The organism is Candidatus Amarolinea aalborgensis (genome assembly GCF_900491745.1).
In the GTDB taxonomy this organism is placed as follows: Bacteria; Chloroflexota; Anaerolineae; order SSC4; family Amarolineaceae; genus Amarolinea; species Amarolinea aalborgensis.
On the sequence record NZ_UETR01000053.1, the window covers coordinates 1 to 19,248 of the forward strand.

Below are 19,248 nucleotides of genomic sequence, written 5' to 3' on the forward strand. Positions count from 1 at the left end.
CCTACAGTATTCACAGCAGCCTTGTGCGCGTTCGATCACTTTGCGCCTGGTGCGCTCTGACACCCGTGGCTCAGACATAAGTCGCCGGCTTAATCCCCAGGTCAGCCATGACCGCGCCGAGTGACGTTTTCCGCAGCCGCGCTAGTTCGACCAGGTAGGTCATCCGACGCGCATTCGCTTCTTCAATCTGATCGGAGATGGCAACCAGGGCCGTTTGTTCCTCTGGAGTCAGCTTCTCAGCGCGACGTTTGGCCACGAGCTCGTGATAGCGACGCCAGGTTGCTTGCGACAAACCCAGGTTGATGTGGCGCAGCAAGTCTGTCTCGACATCGGGAGTCGGCGCTGTACTGTCTTGCGCCTGGCGTAGGCGTTCTTCCAGCGTGCGCAAGATGTATCTTTTGGCATCGAGGCCGACTTTTGCCGCCTCGTGCATGAGTTGGCTTTCCAGTTCCGGTGCAATGTCAATCGTGATGGTCATCTTAGACTACCTCCACTTACCAGTGCGCTTTTACGTCTTACGATCGTTGATATCATCGTTTCGTCACGCGCACTCTTTCGATCTTCGGCCCGCGCATCTGCAGGACGGTGAAGAGCACGTTGTCGTAGCTGACTTCCTCGTCGGTGTGCGGAATGTGGTGTAACTGATACAGGAGAAAACCGGCCAGGGTCTCGTAGTCGTCTCGCTCCGGCAGGTTGAGTCCCAGGTGGGTGTTGATGTCATCCAGCCGCGTCTGCGCGCTGACCTCAAAAATCCCTTCTTCCAGGGCTTCCACCGACGACTCGTCCGTCACCCACTCATCGGTGACGCGCCCCACGACCTCTTCGATCAGCTCCTCGACGGTGACCAGACCGGCTGTACCGCCGTACTCGTCAATTACAATCGCCATGCCGATCTGCTCGCGACGCATTTCGTCGAACAGATCGCCAACCTTGCGGCTGTCTGGGACGAAGTGGGCCGGATGAATGATGCCCAGTTCGGCCAGGGTGCGCGTGCGCGCCAGCGGATCCGCGGTCAGGGCCAAGAGCACATCCTTGATCGTTACCACACCCACGATATTGTCCATATCGCCGCCGTAGACCGGGAAACGGGAGTGGCGCGCGGCGCTGAAGACTTGCAGCAGATCGTCGAGCGTAGCTCCGCGTTCGATGCCCACAATTTCCGTGCGCGGAATCATCGCCTCACTGACATCGCGTTCGCCGAACTCGAACACGCGCACCAGCATTTCTTCTTCCGTCTGCTGCAGCACTCCTTCGGCCTGGCTTTCGCGCACCAGCATCTTCAGCTCTTCGACTGAGTAGACCGAATGGTGGCCGCTGGCGCCCTTGATGCCAAAGAGACGCAGCACCAGGGTGGTGGCGCCGTCCAGCACCCAGATGAAAGGCCGGAAGATGCGCGTGAAGACGTCCATGACACGGGCGGACATCAACGCCGCGCGTTCGGGGTTACGAATGGCAAAGGTCTTGGGCGCTTGCTCGCCGAGCACGATGTGAATGAAGGTCACCACGCTGAATGAAACCACGGTGCCAATGCCGATCGCGACGCCTTCGCCCCAACGTGGGCCGACCAGGCGCGAGATTCCCGGTTCGACCATTTGCGCGATGGTCACATCACCCACCCAGCCCAGGGCCAGACTGGCAATCGTGATGCCAAGCTGCGCGGCCGCGATAAAGAGGTCGGTGTCGTTCTGCATCTTGAGCACGATGCGCACCGCCGCATCGGCGGCGCCGCTCATGGCTTCCAGCCGTGCGCGGCGCGCGGTGACCAGGGAAAATTCAACCGCGACAAAGAAACCGTTGGCTGCCACCAGGGCCGCCACAGCCAGCAAGCGGGGAAAGAAAAAGGAAAATCCAGTATTCATCAATTCAACTGCATGACAGGGATAGGCGGGCAACGGGGGCTATTATACCATAGCAGGCAGTGAAGGAAGAAAGGTAGAAACGGGATTGGCAATTCCAAAAGCTGACCGAGCCTTTGACTCCGCCAGCTTTTGACAGAAAAACGCGGTTGACTGGCGGCGCGAGCGCCAGGATCTAGCGCCTGGCGCGCACGAAAAGTGGCATAAAAGTCTTACCGGTCACGGCGGTCGTCGCCGTCCCGGTATTGTTGCCCCGCTCGATCTCCGGAGTGACGCCAGTGATGGTCGCGAGGTTGACCAGGCTGCCCGCCGTCGCGGTGGAAGGCGCCCTCGCCTCGATCATGATCGTGAATGGCCCGCTGCGCGCCGCCAGATTGCCGAGATTCCAGGTCAGCGCGGGCGTCACTGCGCTCGGCGGCGGATTTGCGCGGACAAAGCTGACGCCGGCGGGCAGCGTGTCGCTGATTGTCACGCCGGCGGCCGTGGCGCCGCCGCGGTTGCCGTAGGTCATGGTGTAAATCAGCGTGGCGCCGGGAGCCGTGCTGGGAGGGCCGGCCAGGCTAAGCCACAGATCAGGGTAGGCTGAGCCAAGGCTGACGTCATCCAGGTATGCCCACGCGCAAGGCCGGCCGGCAGTTTCGTGCAGGTTGAAGCTGAGCGTGACGGTCTTGCCCGCCCAGGGCAAGGGGCCAAACCAGCGATGGGTCCAATCGGCGACGGGGTTGGTTGTCGAAAAGATCGTTGTCGTGTTGATGCCATCGTTGGCCGTCACGCTCAACCAACGGTCTCCAGCCGGCGCCGTAGCGCCCAATTTGTAGAAAAAAGAAAGCGTCGCCGTGGTCATGGTGACAGGCACCGTAACCGTCTGGCTCAGGGTGGCATTACCGGTCTGAGTGGCCAGGGGGGCGCCCGCGTAAAACAAGTCTTCCGATCCTGACGCGTTGGGGTAACTCGCCCAAACCAGGTTAGCCATGCCTGACGGGGCGATGGTGAAGAGATAATCTCCTATCGCGTTATGCCCAGGTGACGCATTGACTGGAGTAGCCCAGACCTGATTATCCAACAGACGCGCATAGTAGATGTGGTTATCAATCGCGCTTCGCCAGAGCAGGTAGACGTGGTCCTGCTGGTCGCGTACAAGTCTTTGAGAATCGGCAACAGCCCGCTCTGAGGGCAAAACCGCAGCCGGAGGGGTCCACGAATCAGGGCCAATCTTGCGGGCATAATACAGATGGCCCATGTTATCCACCCAGACGGTATGCACGATGCCTGATCTATCAGCAACGATTGGAGAGTAGGAATAGCCTGCCGTCGGCATCAAAACCGGAAGCAGCCACTCCTGATTGACGCGACGCTCCGTGTACAACACCATGTAAGAGAAAGTTGCCCATACGAGATAGACCGTCGCATCGGAACCGACGACCATGCTGAATGACCGGACATTTGGATATGGTTCTATGGGTACTCGCTGCATTTCCGTCCATGTTCCATCAGTCCGTCGTTGCTTGTAGAAAATAAACACAAACTGTTCCGCCCATGCCACATGGAGAGCGCCATTCGTATCTAGTATCAACTGCGCTCCCCCGCCAGCTACTGCAAGTCGCACAATGGGAGACCAGATGCCATTAGTACCGCGATAGGCGTAGTGAAGACCGGAAGCGCCACTCGCGTCGGAATACCATATCGAATGGGCAACTCCGGCGGGCGTCACAGCCAGGCGCGGTGTCTCATTATCATCCAGGTTCGAATTACCCACGTAGTCCTCGGGGGCCGACCAGACACCGGCTGGTGATCTGAACCTGTAATAGACGGTGTATTTTCGATTTGTGTTCTCTGCCCATATCACATGCAAGCCGCCTTGATCATCGGCGCCGATTTGTGGCTTCGATTTGGCTCCGGCGGTGGTTGAGATGCGAAGCGGTGTTGACCATGAGCCAGCTAGATTCCGTTGTGCATAGAAAATTTCTCCCACGGTATCATAATTCTCATACAACTCAACCCACACCACATGCAACACGCCGTTTTGGTCCATCTTCACAGCCGGCATGACCGATCGCTTTGAACTGGCAGAGATATTGGTTGAGGTTGAGAATTGCAGCGGTGAACAACCGAGGAGTGCGGCTCGATCACCCGTATGCTTGACTTGTACCGTCGTGGAGACCGGGATCACGCCCGAATCTGTCCAGGGTGTAAGCGTCGGCTGTTCAAAGTCTCCATTGCGCAAGGCTTGATCGAGAGGTGGCAACACCGCGTGGAGCACCACATCGGCGTCAGCGCCAAAGTGCGTGATGGGCAGCACACCGTAGCCCATTTTGCTCCACGAAGCGGCATAAGTTGCCGCGGAGTTCCCTACATACGCGCGATAACCGCCGTTGGAATCAGTGGCGAATCCGCTGAACGCGGTCGGCGTTGTGCTAACGGCAGCGTCCACAATTGGTACGCCGCGATTGTCCCTCACGGTGCCGCTGATGCCCCACGAGTATAGGATTGTACTTGCATCTCCATTGCCTGACGGCCATTCCTCGCGGTTCATCGCGCGATCGAGACCGCGTGAGCGAAACGCGTAAGTTCGCAGCGGTGTGCCAACAAATGAGTTGCCCCTGGCCGCCGTGCGGACTTGCCAGTCTACCCAAGCATTCCCAGCCAAAGGTGCATCCGCGCCGGTTATGACCTGGTACTGAACGTCGTACGTGCGGATCCCAGAACCGCCCGGATCCGTGCCGCTCCATGTAATGACATTGCCATTGCGTAGATACTCCGGTAGTGGATCTACGGATGTGACTGGCGCCAACCCCTCCACCGTCGTGATTGCGTCAGGCATTGTGGGCCAGGTTTCGGTATTTCCAGCACGATCGTTCGCCTGGCTGCGGAAACTATACACGTGGCCGCCGACTCCGAATAAAACAGCCGACGTGGCTGTTGTCCTATCTTGCCAGACATTCCACCCATTATCATTATCCTTCACCTGTACCACGTAGTTCAAGATGCCCGAGCGGCCTTGATCGCTGCCAGACCAGCGAACGGTGAACGCGTAGGGGGATTGCACTGGCAGCGGCTGCACGTTCGACGCGGGCGGGATGAGATCGAGCGCCTGCCAGTCGGGGCGCCAATCGCGATCGCCGTTGCCGAGGAAGGCTGGCGGCGCCCAGGGCTGAACGCTGTCCAGCGCTCTGAGGCGGGAACTCGTCCAATACCACTGACCCTCATACTCGATCCATGAGAGATACATAAAGGCGATGTAGCGGCCATCCGGTGACCAACTGCCAACCCAGGCATCCGTTTTTTCATCCTCAGGCCGATACAAACGCCGCGGATTGCTGCCATTGGCGTTCATGACCCAAATTTCGTGCCAGGTATCGCCGTCGCTGTCCGCGTCATAGGCAATTCTGGTCCCGTCAGGCGACCAGGCAGGATTTTCAGCCGCAGGCTGTGTCGAAAGCCGCGTCTGCCCGCTGCCGTCCGCATTCATCACCCAGATGCCCAATTCACCGTTACGGCGCGACGTAAAGGCGATTTTCGTCCCATCAGGCGACCAAGCGGCCGCGCCGTCGTAGTCTGGCGAGTTGGTCAGGCGTTGTGGGTTGCTGCCATCCACATTCATGACAAAAACATCCCATTGGCCGCCCACATAACTCTCATACACAAAACGGGTCCCATCAAATGACCAGGCTGCGCCTGCGTTATCGCTGCCATTGGGCGTGATTTGCCACGGCCCGCTGCCGTCCGTGTTCGCCACGAAAATTTCGTAGGCGCCGGTGCGTCGTGATGTGAACGTGTATGGCAGCGCGGCTGGACCCAAGCGAGGCGCCAGGTCAGGGGCTGCGTTGTCGGTCAAACGCACGGGATAGCCGCCATTACCCCGCGCTACGTAGATTTCCCAGTTGTTGTCGCGATAAGATTGAAAAACGATCCTGCTGGTGGCAGCAAGATCATCAGGTAGAAAGTTGTCTATTGATGGTGCAACGGAGGATGGCTCCGTGGCGCGAAACGGGATTTCCTGCAGAGGCAGTGTGAGCACATGGGATGGAGGGGTAGGGGCGGCGGCTGAGTGCGGTGGTGAGCCGATTGTTGCAGCCAGGCACGCGACGATCAGCAAAAACAGAGCCGACGGCACACGGCTCCCAGGCAACGAGCGGTTCATGAGATCTCTCCTTTCGGGTCAGAGGCGGGCGGCTGATTCGGAACCTGTGTGCAGTATAACACCCGCGGCGCGCCCTTGTCAATGCCCCCATTCCAGTTTTGGGTTTGCTAACTCGGCTCTCGCCCTCCGGCAGTTCCAAATTTGGCCGAGCTTTTAGCCGCAGAGATTACAAAGAACACAAAAAACTGCTGTTTTGCGCTTAATCTGCCGTTTCTTTGCGTTCTTTATGTTCCTTGTGGTTGACCACAGCCTACACTTGGAATTCCTACTCGCCCTCGACGCGGCTTGACCCGAACTTACGGCCGGGGTAAAATCAGGCGCATGCATCGTGGTTGCCCTGATGACTTGTGCGCATGCATCAGAACAACACACCCCCAACGATTCCTTTACCAATTCTTAACAGCCCTCTGCTACACTTCGACTGGCGGGCGCTCGTACCCCACCCGCGCCCGACCAACGAGACGATGCAGGAGGTTTATACATGGTCAAGAAAATCATGCTGGTGATGGGCGTGTTGACGCTCGTCGTGGCGATCGGCGTGGTCACAGTGGGCGGCGCGCTGGCGCAGACGGCCACTCCGCCGGCAGGAACGACCCCCACCACCCCAACCATGCCGTTCGGTCGTGGCTTCGGCTTTGGCTTTGGGCATGGCGGCTCCACGGCCACGTTTGACGCCGTCGCCGAGGCGCTCAAACTGACCCCGACGCAGCTCTTCGAGCAACTGCACAGCGGCAAGACCTTGCAAGAAATTGCCACCGCGCAGGGTGTGGATCTGCAGAAGGTGCAGGATGCGATGAATGCCGCTCGCACCCAGGAAATGAAGGATCAAATTGCGCAGGCGGTCAAGGATGGCAAGATGACGCAGGCGCAGGCCGACTGGCTGCTGCAAGGCTTGGCCCAGGGCTTCCTGCCCAGGGGCGGCTTTGGCGGTCGCGGTCATCACGGCGGCATGCGCGGCTTCGAACACGGGATGTTCGGCCTGCCAGGCGTCGCCCCCACGGCCACGCCCACGCCAGGCACGTCATCCTGAGATGAAATCGGGCTGCGCAAGACGATGAGTCATCGAGCTGGCCCGTCTCCTGACCGAGCCAGCCGCGCTGGCCGGCCTTGTGGCCTGGACAGCACAAGTTCACTGTAACAGCAAGGGGATCGCGGCGACACGCCGCGTTCCCCTTCGCGTCTAATCCCAATGGGCGCCCGCTGGCATCCGCCAGGCGGGTAGAGCGCCCAGGGTGTAGACAGCCAGCTCGGGCGGTGTGTGTAAAGCACCGTGACATCACATGACATCTAGCAACATCAATCGAACCATTCTCGTTGTGGATGACGACAAGAAAATTGTCCAACTGGTCTCGCTCTATCTCAAGCGCGAGGGTTATCGCGTCCTAACGGCCTTCGATGGGCAAGAGGCTCTGGAGCTGGCGCGCAGCAAGCAGCCCGATCTGATCGTGCTCGACCTCTTTCTGCCCGAGCTGGATGGCGTGGACGTTTGCCGTCTCATACGCACCGAATCCCGTGTGCCGATCATCATGTTGACGGCCCGCGCCACGGATGAGGATAAGCTGCTGGGCCTTGACATTGGCGCTGACGACTACTTGACTAAGCCCTTCAACCCACGCGAACTGGTGGCGCGCATACGGGCCGTTTTGCGGCGCACGTGGCCGGAGGAGGATGCGAATCCCGATCTCAACTTTGGTCAGCTCCACATCAGCCTGCTGCGCCGCGAGGTGATTGCGCAAGGCCAACCGGTTGCCCTCACCCCAACCGAGTTTCGTTTGCTGGAGACCTTGGCGCGCGACCCGGGGCGCGCGTTCAGCCGTTCTGAGCTGCTCGACCGCGCGTTCGGCTTTGATTATGACGGCATCGAACGCACCGTGGACGTGCATATCATGAACTTGCGGCGCAAAATCGAGCCGCAGCCCAGCACGCCGCGGTACATCATGACAGTGCCTGGTTTTGGCTACCGCTTCGAGGGCAATCATGCTGCGTAGTTTGCGCGTGCGCCTGCTGCTCGCCATCATCCTCGTCGTGCTGGTCGCGGTCAGCGTGACGGCCATTGTGGCCCGCCAACGCACCACCGGTGAATTTCAGCGCTACGTCGAAAGCGGCGGCAATTCGGCCAATCGCCGCTTTGCCTTCGTGCTTGCGCGCTCCTATGCCGTCAACCAGGGCTGGAGCGGCATCCAGGCCGAAGTTGACCGCCTGGCGCAGATCACGGGCGAGCGCGTGGTGGTGGCCGACCAACGCGACCGCGTCGTGGGCGACTCCGAGGAGACATTGATCGGTCAACCGGTGCGCAGCAATTGGCCGCCGCCCTTCGCTATCATGGTTGCGGGCAACAGCCGCGTCGGCTCCCTCTATCTCGGCCCGCTGACCGGCCCGCGTGAGGCCGATGCCGCTTTTGTCTCCGCGCTCAACCGCTCGCTGCTGCTCAGCGCCTTACTGGCGGGGTTGGCCGCCGTGGCCGTGACGCTGGTGCTGTCTGGGCGCATTGTGGAGCCGGTGCAGCGGCTGACCGCCGCGGCCCGGCGCATGGAGAAGGGCGATTTGAGCACGCGCGTCAGCGTACAAACCGATGACGAGATCGGCCAACTCGCGCACGCTTTCAACGCCATGGCCGGCAGTCTGGGCAAGCAAGAACAACTGCGGCGCAACATGGTCAACGACGTTGCGCACGAACTGCGCACCCCGCTGACCAACCTGCGCGGCTACCTGGAGGCCGCCCGTGATGGCCTGGTGGGCACTGACGCCGCGCTGGTAGATAATCTCTACGACGAGACGATGCTCCTGAGCCGCCTGGTGGCCGATTTGCAGGAGCTGGCGCAGGCGGAGGCCGGGCGCCTGACGCTCATGCGCGAGCCGACGGCGCTTACCGGCCTGGTTGAACAGGCCGTGGGCATGCTGCGGCCGCAAGCCGAAGCGAAAGGCGTGACGCTCATCACCGATTTGCCAACCGATCTGCCAGCCGTGGACGTGGATCGCGCGCGTGTGGGCCAGGTGCTGCGCAATCTCCTGCAAAACGCCCTGGCCCACACGCCCGCGGACGGCGTCATTACTGTCGCCGCGCGGCCCGCCGAGCAGAGCGTGCTGGTTTCGGTGCATGACACCGGCAGCGGCATTGCGCCCGAGCACCTGCCGTACGTTTTCGACCGCTTCTATCGCGCCGATCGTCTGCACACCAGTCAGACCGGCCGCGCCGGGCTGGGATTGGCTATTGTCAAACAACTGGTGCAAGCCCATGGCGGCGTGGTCAACGCGGTCAGCGAAACGGGCCGCGGCAGCACCTTTACCTTCACCCTCCCCATCGCTCAACCTGTCTGATTGCCAGTTCCCCTGTCCATCCTGCCCAAGTTGGCGCACAAGGTTAGTCGTTGCCCTGGCATTGGCAATGCTGGCAGGCGCGCCCTTCCGTGCTATACTCCTCGGCATCCTCTCTGCCGGAGCGCACCGATGACGCCAATTCGCCTTGCTTTTATGCTGGTGCTCGTGTTTGGGCTGCTGCCCGCCGCGGCTATCACTCGCCCCGCGGCCGATACGCCGCTGCCCCTGCTCAACGGTGATTTCGAGGCCGGCTTCAGCCCGGTCCTCATCGGCGGCGTGAGCGGCGCCGTGGGCAACGGTTGGACGCCTTTTGTAATCAGTGGGACGCTGGCCTTCCAGGCCGGCCAGGTCGAGCCGCCGCTCAACCATTGGCAGGTGTTCGCGGCTGACGCAGGCAGCTACCGCGCAGGCATCGCGCAAACGGTAACAGGCGACCTGCAGCCGCAGGACGGCCTGCGCGCCACGGTCCGCGTCTACCCGCCCGCCAGCGTGGACGGCATCACCAAGACGATCGGCCTCGATCCCCTGGGCGGCAGCGACCCGACCGCGCCGTCGGTCGTCTGGAGCAGTGCGGGCAGCCAGGGAGCCTGGGCCACGCTGACAGTGACAGCGACTGCGGCGGCAACGCAGACGACTGTCTTTGTCAAGGTGGAGCAAGCCGCGGACGGTCGGCATGGCCTGGTCTTCGTGGATGATGTGACGCTGCTGCGCGTCGCGCGCGCCCAGCGCGCCTTTCTACCTTACATGACGATGCCGCTGGGCGCCCCAACCTGGCAGTACCAGGCCGCTGGCGTCATCACCGGCGCGGCGTCGTGCACTTCAACCGGCTTGCAAGGACGCGTGATCGCGGCCGGCGGCGCGCCGCAGGCTGGCGTGCGCGTCAAGGTGTGGTCCGCGCAGCCCGGCGGCCCGCAGATGACCGTGGTCACCGCGGCCGATGGCCGCTGGCAGGCGCTGCTCGATGCAGCCGCGCCCCTGGCCGGCCGTTGGCAAGTGGCCGTGGTGGACGGCCGCGAGCGCCTGCTCTCTCCCCTCGTGGGCCAGATTGGCTTCCTGGATTCGCTCAGCGCGGTAGAAGCGCCGGGCATCCCCACCAGCGCAGACTGCATCAACGGTCATCAATGGTTGACGGTCAACTTCCAGGCGCAGACCAGCTTCCCGGATTACACACTGGTGTCCACGCGCTACATCTCGTGCCAGGACAACCACATGAACCACAACCTGCGCGTGTGGGTCATCGAGGCCGATGGCGCGCAGCGCCGCGGCACGCTGGTTCGCTTTCATGAACGGGGTGGTTTTGAGCAAGATAGGCCCACTGGCGCCGATGCCTATAAGCCGGCCGGTTACATTGACTACAACTTGCCGCGCACCCAGGAATTTACCGTGCGCGTATTGGCCGGCCCCTCCGACACCACCGCTTTCTTGAGCAGCATGACCCCGCCCGTCATCGAAAGCTGCACGGGCAACACCTGGGGACATTATTCTTACGAGGTGATTTTTCAGCACCGCGCGGCAGCGAACGTAGGCCCGTAACCCTGAATTCGGTTAAGGAGGCGGCGGGAGCGCCCGGCCCGAATCCGGATTCACCATTAGAGTGGAAACGTCCACCGCCTCGAAGTCGGAGCCATGCACACGGATTTGCAGCTGGTGCAGATCTTCATCATCCCAGCGTGGGTCTGGGGCGCCGGAAAGAAACCAGTTGCTGCCATTATCGGCGATCATCATGCCGTAGCGCTTGAGCGCCGTCAAGATGACGCGGTTCGCGGCGGAAAAAGGGCTGATGTCGAAACTGGCCTTGAGCCGGAAGCGCTGTCCCATCGGCGGGCGGGCTGGATCAGTGGAATCCGAAGCAAAATGGCGCGCCGGCCACACGTAGGCGCGACGCGTGTCGTGCACGGTGAAGCGCAGCGCATGCGTAATCGCGCCGCGCGCAACCTCATCATAAGTGACCAGCCCGGGCAGGATGGGCAGACCCGCGGCATCGGCCGAGGTCCAGGTGGCGGGGCGCAGGTTGTGCGCCAGCAGATCAAAGACGGCGCCCGAACCGGCCTCCCACTGATTGCCAGATTGCGGCCACGCGTAGTACAATTCGTACAGACGGCAGTTGTCGCGTTCGACAACCAGCACATGCCGGTCGCCGCTGCTGTCAGGCCCGCCTTCGATCGGCGCATCGGGCGGGATCGGATAGGGACCAGGATCGCTTTGGTCAGGATACCAGATGAAGGTGATGGGAACAAGCGGTTGGCTGCCAGGCGCGGTGGTGAAAGGAATGCCGATCGGTCCACCATCCCATTCACCGGCGCCAAAATCAGCGTGTACGCCGGTGTTGGCCCCGATCGTGGCGATATACGCCTGGGACTGTGAATCGAGTGGCAAGGTATCCACTCGGGTATTCCAGATATTGTCCGATGGAAAGAAGGGACAGGTGCTCAGGGGTGTACATGCTTCTTGCCAGCGCGCCGCCACCTGCTGGATGTCGGTCACGGTAATAACGCCATCGCCGTCACGATCGAAGCGGGGATCGCTGGACATCGCCGGCCAGCGACCAGCCAGCGCCGTGACATCCTGGACATCCACGTGGCCGTTGTGGTCAAAGTCCGGGCAGGTTCCGGCGGCCGAGATCGGCCTGGCTGTGCCTGCCAGCACGACAAGACAAAGCGACGCCGCTGCGCTGATTAAGAGCCATTTTGATCGCATGAAGACCTCCGTTCGACCAACCTGCATCCTGATACGTGGCAGCATTATACGCGCACAAGCCGCGCGGCGGCAAGTGGGGGCAACCAACCCAATGCTCACGCACGAGGCGGCGGGGCGCTGCAGATGGCAGATAAAATTATCCTGAGCAAGGGCACAGAGATATGACGCAAGAAACCGTTGGTTATGTTGAACTTGAATGGACGTGCCGGCAGTGCGGCCGACGCAATCCAGGGGAGCGCAAAACCTGCGCCAGCTGCGGCGCGGCCATGCCCGCGGATGCCGCGTTCGAGGCGCCCGCGCAGCAAGAACTGATCACCGACAAGGGCAAATTGGCGCGCGCGGTGCTCGGTCCCGATATTGCGTGCGGCTTCTGCGGCACGCGCAATCCAGCCGACGCCAAGATATGCAAACAATGCGGCGCTGATCTGACCCAGGGCAAAGCGCGCAGCAGCGGGCAGGTCGTGGGCGCGCTGCGCACCGGGCCGGCACCCGAAGCGGCGTGTCCCTTCTGCGGCGCCATGAACCCGGTCACGGCCACCAAGTGCAAGCAGTGCAACGGTAACCTGGCGGCTGCGCCGCCGCCTGCGGTCGCGCCCGCGGCGCAGCCGGTCAATTCCCGCTGGATGTGGCTGGCGGTAGCTGCGGTCATCGGCTTGTGCCTGCTGGGCGTCATCCTCTTCAGCGCCACGGGCAGTCGCCGCACAGAAACCGTGGCGACGGTGCAGAGCGTGCAATGGCAGCGCACCATCGCCATCCTGGGCCTGCGCCCCTCGACGGCGTCAGCCTGGCAGGACCAGGTGCCAGATGGCGCCGACATCAACACATGCGAGGATCGGGTGCGCTACACCCAGGATGAACCGGCCGCCAATGCTGAAAAAGTGTGCGGCACGCCCTATGTGGTTGACCAGGGCAGTGGTTTTGGCAAGGTGGTGCAAGACTGCAAGTACAACGTCTACGAAAAATGGTGTGAATACCAGACGCTGCAATGGACGGTGATCAACACCGTGGTGGCTGAGGGTGCTGATCTGTCGCCCGCCTGGCCGCAGGCGCAGCTGACGCAGGGCGAACGGGCAGGCCAGCGCGGTGAAAAATACGTGGTGGTGTTCAATAACGACGGCCAGCAGATCACCTACACCCCGGCCAGTGCGGATGACTTTGCTCAATTTGCGCCCGGCAGCCGCTGGAGCCTGACCGTGAACGGTTTCGGCTCTATCACGGACATTCAACCTGCGCCCTGAGGAGAGTGTCGTGCCTGCAACGGACGCCCAACGCTGGAATCGTCGCTATCAAGAGGGACAACACGCCGGTTTTGAGCGGCCGCGCGCGTTTCTGCTGGCGCAGGCCGCCTGGCTGCCAACCCACGGCCTGGCGCTAGACGTGGCGATGGGCCTGGGCGCCAATGCTGGCTGGCTGCTGGCGCGCGGCCTGCGCGTCATCGGCGTGGATATCAGCGAAGTCGCCGTGCGCCAGGCCCGCGCGCGTCAGCCCGGGCTGCAAGCCGTCGTCGCCGACTTGACCGCGTTCAGCCTGCCGGCGCAGTCGTTCGATGTCATCGTCAATTTCTATTACCTGCAGCGCGATCTGTGGCCGCAGTTTGTGCAAGCCCTGCGCCCCGGCGGCGTCCTAATTCTTGAAACGCTGACGCAGGCCGTGCGCCAGGTGCGCCCCGACATCTCACCGGAGTTTCTGCTGGCGCCTGGCGAACTGCGCCAGGGTTTTGCCGGGCTTGACGTTCAAGTCTACCGTGAGGCATGGATCGAAGCCGGCTGCGACTCACGCCGCGCGGTGGCGAGCCTGGTGGCGACGAAACCGCGGTAGAAGGTCGAAGGCTCAAGTGCAGAGTGCAAAACGCAGAGTGCGAAATGCTGAAAGCTGAATGAGGAATGAGGAATGAGGAATGAGGAATGAGGAATGAGGAATGAGGAATGAGGAATGAGGAATGAGGAATGAGGAATGAGGAATGAGGAATGCCAAACGCAAAGTGGAAAGTGAAAAGCGTGCAGCGCGCCGCGCAGGACGTTGAACACAACGAGGAAAGCGCAACATCCAGCGCGCCGGGAGCGCGGCCTGGCGTGGAGACTCGCGGCCGATCTCTGATCTCCGATCTCCGGTCTCCGCTGACCAACGAGCACGATCATGCCCATGCCGACGAGCATGACCACGACCACGCCGGCGAGCATGATCATGACCACGCTCACACGGGGGGCCTGACGGGGTGGGTGCAGTCGTTTTTTCACCTGCATGGTCATGACGAAGAGGAAGATCTGGTCAGCGACTCGGTCTTGACCACCAGCCAGGAAGGCATCCGGGCCTTGCAGTGGTCGCTCGTCAGTCTCTTCTTCACGGCGGTCATGCAGATCATCATCGTGGCTATCAGCGGCAGCGTGGCGCTGCTGGCCGACACCATCCATAATTTCGCTGATGCTTCCACGGCCATTCCCCTCTGGATGGCCTTTGCGCTCAACCGGCGCCAGCCCACGCGCGGTTTCACCTATCGCTATGGCAAGGCCGAAGACCTGGCCGGCGCATTCGTCGTGTTAGTCATCTTTGCCAGCGCGTTGATCATCTTTTACGAAACCTGGCAAAAGCTGATTCATCCCGAACCGGTGCACAACCTGGGATGGGTGGCAGCCGCGGCCATCATCGGCTTCGTGGGCAATGAGGCCGCCGCGTATGTGCGTATTCGCACCGGGCGCCGCATTGGCTCGGCCGCCCTGGTGGCTGATGGCATGCACGCACGCACCGACGGTTTGACCTCGCTGGCAGTGCTGGTGGGCGCGATTGGCGCCTGGCTGGGCTTTGCCTGGGCCGATCCCTTGATCGGCGCGCTGATCGGCATCGCCATTCTGTTCATCGTGCGCGACGCCGCGCGTACGATGTGGCAGCGTCTCATGGATGCCGTAGATCCGGCCCTGGTTGACAAATTGGAGCAGACCGCACGCCAGGTCGCTGGCGTGAAGGAGGTGCATCAACCACGCCTGCGCTGGGTGGGGCATGCGCTGTGGGGCGAAGTGCACGTCGAAGTGGATGGCAACCTGCCCACGCTGTCTAGCCATGCCATTGCTGAAGAGGTGCGCCACGCCCTCTTTCACGCGCTGCCGCGCCTGCGCGAAATGACGGTTCATGTGGACCCGTGGCCGCAGCCCAGCGCCGATCCCTGGATCTATCACGCCATCACTGAGCACCACACGCGTTAGCACCTAATCAGTGAAATTCTGGTGCAGCCAGCAAAACACGCTAACGCAAGGGCGCTGAGACTCAAAGCCGCCGGGCGGTTTCTGGGCGTCTTTGCGTCTGAGCTGTTTCCTTTTCCTCTTCGGCCCCGGATTGTCCATGTCCGCAGCCTATTCCAAAAACCGATAAGGCGGGCGTTCTAACCAGCGCTGAACGATGGAGCGCTTTTTGACAGCTTCAGTCCATTTGGCTATAATGCTCCCGAACTGACCGACCGGTCGGTAACTTTGCATCAAAAGGAGTCAACCTGTGTACGCCCTTGTGTACGCCCTAGTTCTGATCCTTCATTCGCTCGTGCGTTGGATCATCGTGATTGCCGCGCTGGCGGCTGTCATACGCGGCATCAGCGGCCTGTCGGGCCGCCAGGCCTGGAGCGCGCTCGATCAACGCCTGGGAGTGATCTTCACCAGCGCGATGGACACGCAGCTGCTGCTCGGCTTGCTGCTCTACTTCTTTCTCAGCCCGATCACGACAACCGCCTTGCGCGACCTGGGCGGCGCCATGTCCCAGGCCGGCACGCGCTTCTTTGCGGTTGAACACCTGTTGGTGATGCTCATCGCCGTCGTGGTGGCGCATATTGGATGGGCGCGGGCCAAGAAGGCCAATGGCGATGCCGCCAAATTCCGCCAAATCGTGATCTTCTTTGGCGCGGCCATCGTCCTTGTTCTGTTAGCCATTCCGTGGCCCTTCTCCGCCATGGCGCGACCCTGGCTGCGCCTGGGCATGTGAGAAGCGAGGCGCTGTGTGTCTGCCACTGATGTGACTATGCCGGAGCGCATCCTGGAAGGGGCCACTCACCTCTTCGTCACGCAGGGCTACCACCGCATCTCCATGCGTGAAATCGCCGAGGCGGTGGGAGTCTCCAAGGCCGGTCTTTATTATCACTTCAAAGACAAGGAAGACCTGCTCCTGGCCATTCTCACCGCCTACCTGGACCACATCGAGCGCCTGCTCGACGGCGTGCAGCAGGCCGGCGGGTCCACGCGCAGCCAGGTGACCGGCCTGATGCAGGCGATTTTTGCGCAGGCGCCGGAGCAGCGGGCGATCATCCGCCTGGCCAGCCAGGAAATGCTTCAATTGAGCCAGGAAGCGCGCGCGCGTTTTGGATTGATCTACCATCAAAAATTCATCGCGCAAATTGAAGCCATTTTGCAGCGCGGCATGAGCCGCGGCGAATTGCGGCCGATGGATGTTCACCTGGCAACCTGGATATTGCTTGGGATGATGTACCCCTTCTTCTATCCCGCGCATGCAAACGAGTTGGGCGCGCCCGCGGCCGCTATAGATCTGATGCTTGAGGTCTTTTTCGATGGCGCGGGGCTAACGCCGTAACGCCGGCGGGCGCCGGCGACCCCGACGCTTGCGGGTCAAGACAGCGGTCGCAGGCCGCCTGCAAGCCAAAAGTGTGTGACATTGGGTTGCAGACCGGCTGGAAGCTGCGACGGCGTAGGTTCTATCCATAGTGAGGTTTTATGAGCGCAACAACCGCTGCGGCTGCGCCCGCGGCAGAAAAACTAGATTTCAAAAAAGTCTTTCCGATCTTCATCATTATTCTGATTGACCTGCTCGGCCTGACGATCATCATTCCCCTGCTGCCGCTGTATGCCACCTCGTTTGGCGCCAGCGCCTCGATGATCGGCCTCCTGGGCGCGTCATACCCGATCATGCAGTTCATCGGCGCGCCCGTCCTGGGGCGCCTGTCCGACCGTTTTGGCCGCAAGCCCATTCTGCTCATCAGCCAGGTGGGCACCTTGATCGGTTTTCTGATGCTGGGCTTTGCCAACACACTGTGGCTGCTCTTCGCCTCCCGCATCATTGACGGCCTTTCCGGCGCCAACATCGCCACCGCGCAGGCGGTCATCAGTGACGTGACTACCGAAAAGACCCGCACCCAGGGCTTGGGCCTCCTGGGCGCGGCCTTTGGCCTGGGCTTTGTCGTTGGCCCCGTGATCGCCTTCGCCTCGCTGGCGCTCAGCGCCAACAATTACCATGTACCGGCGTTCATCGCCGCCGGATTTTCGGCTATCTCTATTCTGCTGACCTGGTTCTGGCTGGACGAGACGCATCCGCTAGAAAAACGCAACACCGACAAGGCAAAGCCCACGCTCGGCTTGGGCGCCATGCTGCAAGCCTTGCAGCATCCGCAGGTGGGGCTGCTGCTCCTGCTCATCTTCGCGCAGCAGGTCGCTTTTGGCGGGTTTGAGCAGATCCTCGCCCTGTTCACCCTCAACCGCCTGGGCCTCAACGCATCGGGCAATGCCATCATCTTCGTCTTCGTTGGCGTGATCGTCGTCGCGGTGCAAGGCGGGCTGATCGGGCAGTGGAGTCGTCGCTGGGGCGACCGCCGCCTGATTTACCTGGGCCTGGCTACCTTGATGCTAGGTCTGGCGCTCACCGCCTTGACCCCGCGCCAGCCGCCGCCGTGGTACAACACCGCCGCGGTCACTACCGAACTGACGAGCTCAGGCGCGCGCCGTCTACCAGGGGAAACACCCCCAACCTACAGCTTGCCGATTGCTTTGCCGTCCGATGCGAACAAGGGTTGGCTGGGGCTGGGCTGGCTCTTGCTGGCGATGGTCCCCGCCTCGATTGGCGGCGGCATCTTGCAGCCAGCCATCAACAGCCTGATTACCAAACGCGTCGAAGATAGCGAGCGCGGCGGCATCCTGGGCATCAGCGCGGCGTTCCTCAGCGGCGCCAATGCCCTGGCGCCACTCTTGGGTGGCGCGGTCTTTCAGTGGGGCGGCGCCAGTGCGCCGTTCTGGATGTGGGCGGCTATCATGGGAATTCTGTTGGCCGCGGCCATCCGTGCGATCAAGCCGGGTCGTGAGGAGTTGGCCGCGCAAGTCGCGTAACGCACAGCATCGTCTTAACGGCGCTGACTCAACTCAGAGATGAGGACAGTCAGCGCCAGGCGATCTTCCATCTGGCCGGTTTTGATCGCGATGTCGGCGTCGAGCAGGCGCTCCATGACCCATTCTAACGTCGCCAGGCTGAGACGCTGCGCCTGCGGCCAGGCCTTCTTCATGGTGAACGGCTTCTGGCCGAGCGCGGCGCCGGCTGCCTCCTGGCTTTGACCCTGGCTCATCTGCTCTTTGACCTGCAGGAGCAGCCGGTACTGCCAGGCGATCATGCCCAGAATGCCCAACGGCTGCTCGCCCGCGTCGAGCAGGCTCTGCAGCAGGGCAACGGCCTGCTTGTGATTGCCGCTAGCCAGTGCTTCCACCATCTCGAACACGCTGCGTTCGCGGGCGCCGCTCACCAGCAGTTTGACGTCAGCTGCGCTGATGGCGCGTGCATTCGCGCTGTAGGTCAGCAGCTTGCTCAGTTCTTGATCCAGCAAACGCAAGTTGTGGCCCACCAGCTCTGCCAGCGCCTGCACGGCCGCAGGCTCGATCTTGATCTTGCGCTGGCGCGTGCGCTGGGTCAGCCAGTTCAACAACCATTCGTCCTGTTTCCACCACGGCCCGTCATATTGACAGAGCAAGATGCGCGCGCGCTGCGCCTGGGCCAGGGCCTCCAGCGCCTTCAGCACCGGGTCCGTCTTGCGCACCTGCGCTGGCTCCAACAAAACCAGGTCGGTCGTGTCTGGCAGCTGCGGCAGATAGGCGATCAGGCTGGCGCGCAGCTGCTTGACCGCAGCCGGCGCCGCCTCGCCATCCTCGCCGGTCTCGCGGCCAGTGACGCTCCCGCTTTCGCCGTCGTTTTCGCTGCGGCCTTTGCCCTGGCTGCGCTGCGCCTTGCGCGCCAGCGCGGTCAGCGCAGCGTTGAGGATCACCAGGCGCCGCGGCGCAAGAAACGGCATGGCGTCGCATGCGTGGTGTATGTCCGCCAGCGTGAAGCGCGTTCCGTCAATCTCGGTGGTGTTGAGCTGCGCAAATTCGGCCGGCCCCAGCACCGCTTGGATTTCAGCGAGGGCTTCGGCGCGCAAGAACTCTTCGTCGCCATGGATCAAGTAAATCATACACACCGGCTTGGAATAGACTTCCGAAGTCTTGGAGA

15 protein-coding genes are annotated in these 19,248 nt (G+C 61.8%); 10 read left to right on the forward strand and 5 right to left on the reverse strand.

From position 1 onward, the window contains the following. Window positions 1-70: 70 nt before the first annotated feature. The 3 genes from ACPQ6D_RS22550 to ACPQ6D_RS22560 form a co-directional block, all read right to left on the reverse strand. Complete coding sequence (locus tag ACPQ6D_RS22550; protein WP_423226608.1) at window positions 71-478, reverse strand: hypothetical protein; 408 nt, start codon at window positions 476-478, stop codon at window positions 71-73. 52 nt (window positions 479-530) lie between these two features. After that, window positions 531-1,859, reverse strand: a complete 1,329-nt coding sequence (locus tag ACPQ6D_RS22555) for a hemolysin family protein (protein ID WP_423226609.1) — start codon at window positions 1,857-1,859, stop codon at window positions 531-533. 172 nt (window positions 1,860-2,031) lie between these two features. After that, window positions 2,032-5,997 (reverse strand): hypothetical protein, encoded by a 3,966-nt coding sequence (locus ACPQ6D_RS22560; RefSeq protein ID WP_423226610.1) that lies wholly within the window; start codon window positions 5,995-5,997, stop codon window positions 2,032-2,034. 481 nt (window positions 5,998-6,478) lie between these two features. On the opposite strand from ACPQ6D_RS22560, the gene ACPQ6D_RS22565 reads away from it, so the two are divergent. From ACPQ6D_RS22565 to ACPQ6D_RS22580, 4 genes are all read left to right on the forward strand, one after another. Then, the gene (locus tag ACPQ6D_RS22565) at window positions 6,479-7,027 is read left to right on the forward strand and encodes a hypothetical protein (RefSeq protein WP_423226611.1); all 549 of its coding nucleotides are present in this window, start codon (window positions 6,479-6,481) and stop codon (window positions 7,025-7,027) included. 250 nt (window positions 7,028-7,277) lie between these two features. Continuing rightward, window positions 7,278-7,985 carry a response regulator gene (locus tag ACPQ6D_RS22570; RefSeq protein WP_423226612.1) on the forward strand — a complete coding sequence of 236 codons (708 nt, stop codon included), beginning with the start codon at window positions 7,278-7,280 and terminating at the stop codon, window positions 7,983-7,985. Beyond that, window positions 7,975-9,315 carry a HAMP domain-containing sensor histidine kinase gene (locus ACPQ6D_RS22575; RefSeq protein ID WP_423226613.1) on the forward strand — a complete coding sequence of 447 codons (1,341 nt, stop codon included), beginning with the start codon at window positions 7,975-7,977 and terminating at the stop codon, window positions 9,313-9,315. The genes ACPQ6D_RS22570 and ACPQ6D_RS22575 overlap by 11 nt, the downstream gene beginning before the upstream one ends. A gap of 129 nt (window positions 9,316-9,444) precedes the next feature. Next, window positions 9,445-10,848, forward strand: coding sequence for a carboxypeptidase-like regulatory domain-containing protein (locus ACPQ6D_RS22580; protein ID WP_423226614.1), 1,404 nt, complete (start codon window positions 9,445-9,447; stop codon window positions 10,846-10,848). Between the two features lie 12 nt (window positions 10,849-10,860). On the opposite strand, the gene ACPQ6D_RS22585 is transcribed toward ACPQ6D_RS22580, so the two are convergent. Continuing rightward, on the reverse strand, window positions 10,861-12,012 hold the full coding sequence (locus ACPQ6D_RS22585) for a hypothetical protein (protein ID WP_423226615.1): 1,152 nt from the start codon (window positions 12,010-12,012) through the stop codon (window positions 10,861-10,863). A 161-nt stretch (window positions 12,013-12,173) separates the two neighbouring features. On the opposite strand from ACPQ6D_RS22585, the gene ACPQ6D_RS22590 reads away from it, so the two are divergent. From ACPQ6D_RS22590 to ACPQ6D_RS22615, 6 genes are all read left to right on the forward strand, one after another. Then, a complete protein-coding gene (locus ACPQ6D_RS22590) occupies window positions 12,174-13,250 on the forward strand; it encodes a zinc ribbon domain-containing protein (protein WP_423226616.1) in 1,077 nt (358 codons plus the stop codon). Between the two features lie 10 nt (window positions 13,251-13,260). Next, window positions 13,261-13,830, forward strand: a complete 570-nt coding sequence (locus ACPQ6D_RS22595; RefSeq protein WP_423226617.1) for a class I SAM-dependent methyltransferase — start codon at window positions 13,261-13,263, stop codon at window positions 13,828-13,830. A 149-nt stretch (window positions 13,831-13,979) separates the two neighbouring features. Next, on the forward strand, window positions 13,980-15,209 hold the full coding sequence (locus ACPQ6D_RS22600) for a cation diffusion facilitator family transporter (protein WP_423226618.1): 1,230 nt from the start codon (window positions 13,980-13,982) through the stop codon (window positions 15,207-15,209). Between the two features lie 286 nt (window positions 15,210-15,495). Then, window positions 15,496-15,975 carry a hypothetical protein gene (locus ACPQ6D_RS22605; RefSeq protein WP_423226619.1) on the forward strand — a complete coding sequence of 160 codons (480 nt, stop codon included), beginning with the start codon at window positions 15,496-15,498 and terminating at the stop codon, window positions 15,973-15,975. A gap of 15 nt (window positions 15,976-15,990) precedes the next feature. After that, window positions 15,991-16,578, forward strand: a complete 588-nt coding sequence (locus ACPQ6D_RS22610) for a TetR/AcrR family transcriptional regulator (protein ID WP_423226620.1) — start codon at window positions 15,991-15,993, stop codon at window positions 16,576-16,578. A 140-nt stretch (window positions 16,579-16,718) separates the two neighbouring features. After that, complete coding sequence (locus ACPQ6D_RS22615; RefSeq protein ID WP_423226621.1) at window positions 16,719-18,101, forward strand: MFS transporter; 1,383 nt, start codon at window positions 16,719-16,721, stop codon at window positions 18,099-18,101. A 14-nt stretch (window positions 18,102-18,115) separates the two neighbouring features. On the opposite strand, the gene holA is transcribed toward ACPQ6D_RS22615, so the two are convergent. Then, the coding region (gene holA / locus ACPQ6D_RS22620; protein ID WP_423226622.1) for a DNA polymerase III subunit delta at window positions 18,116-19,248 on the reverse strand (1,133 nt) is incomplete at its 5' end.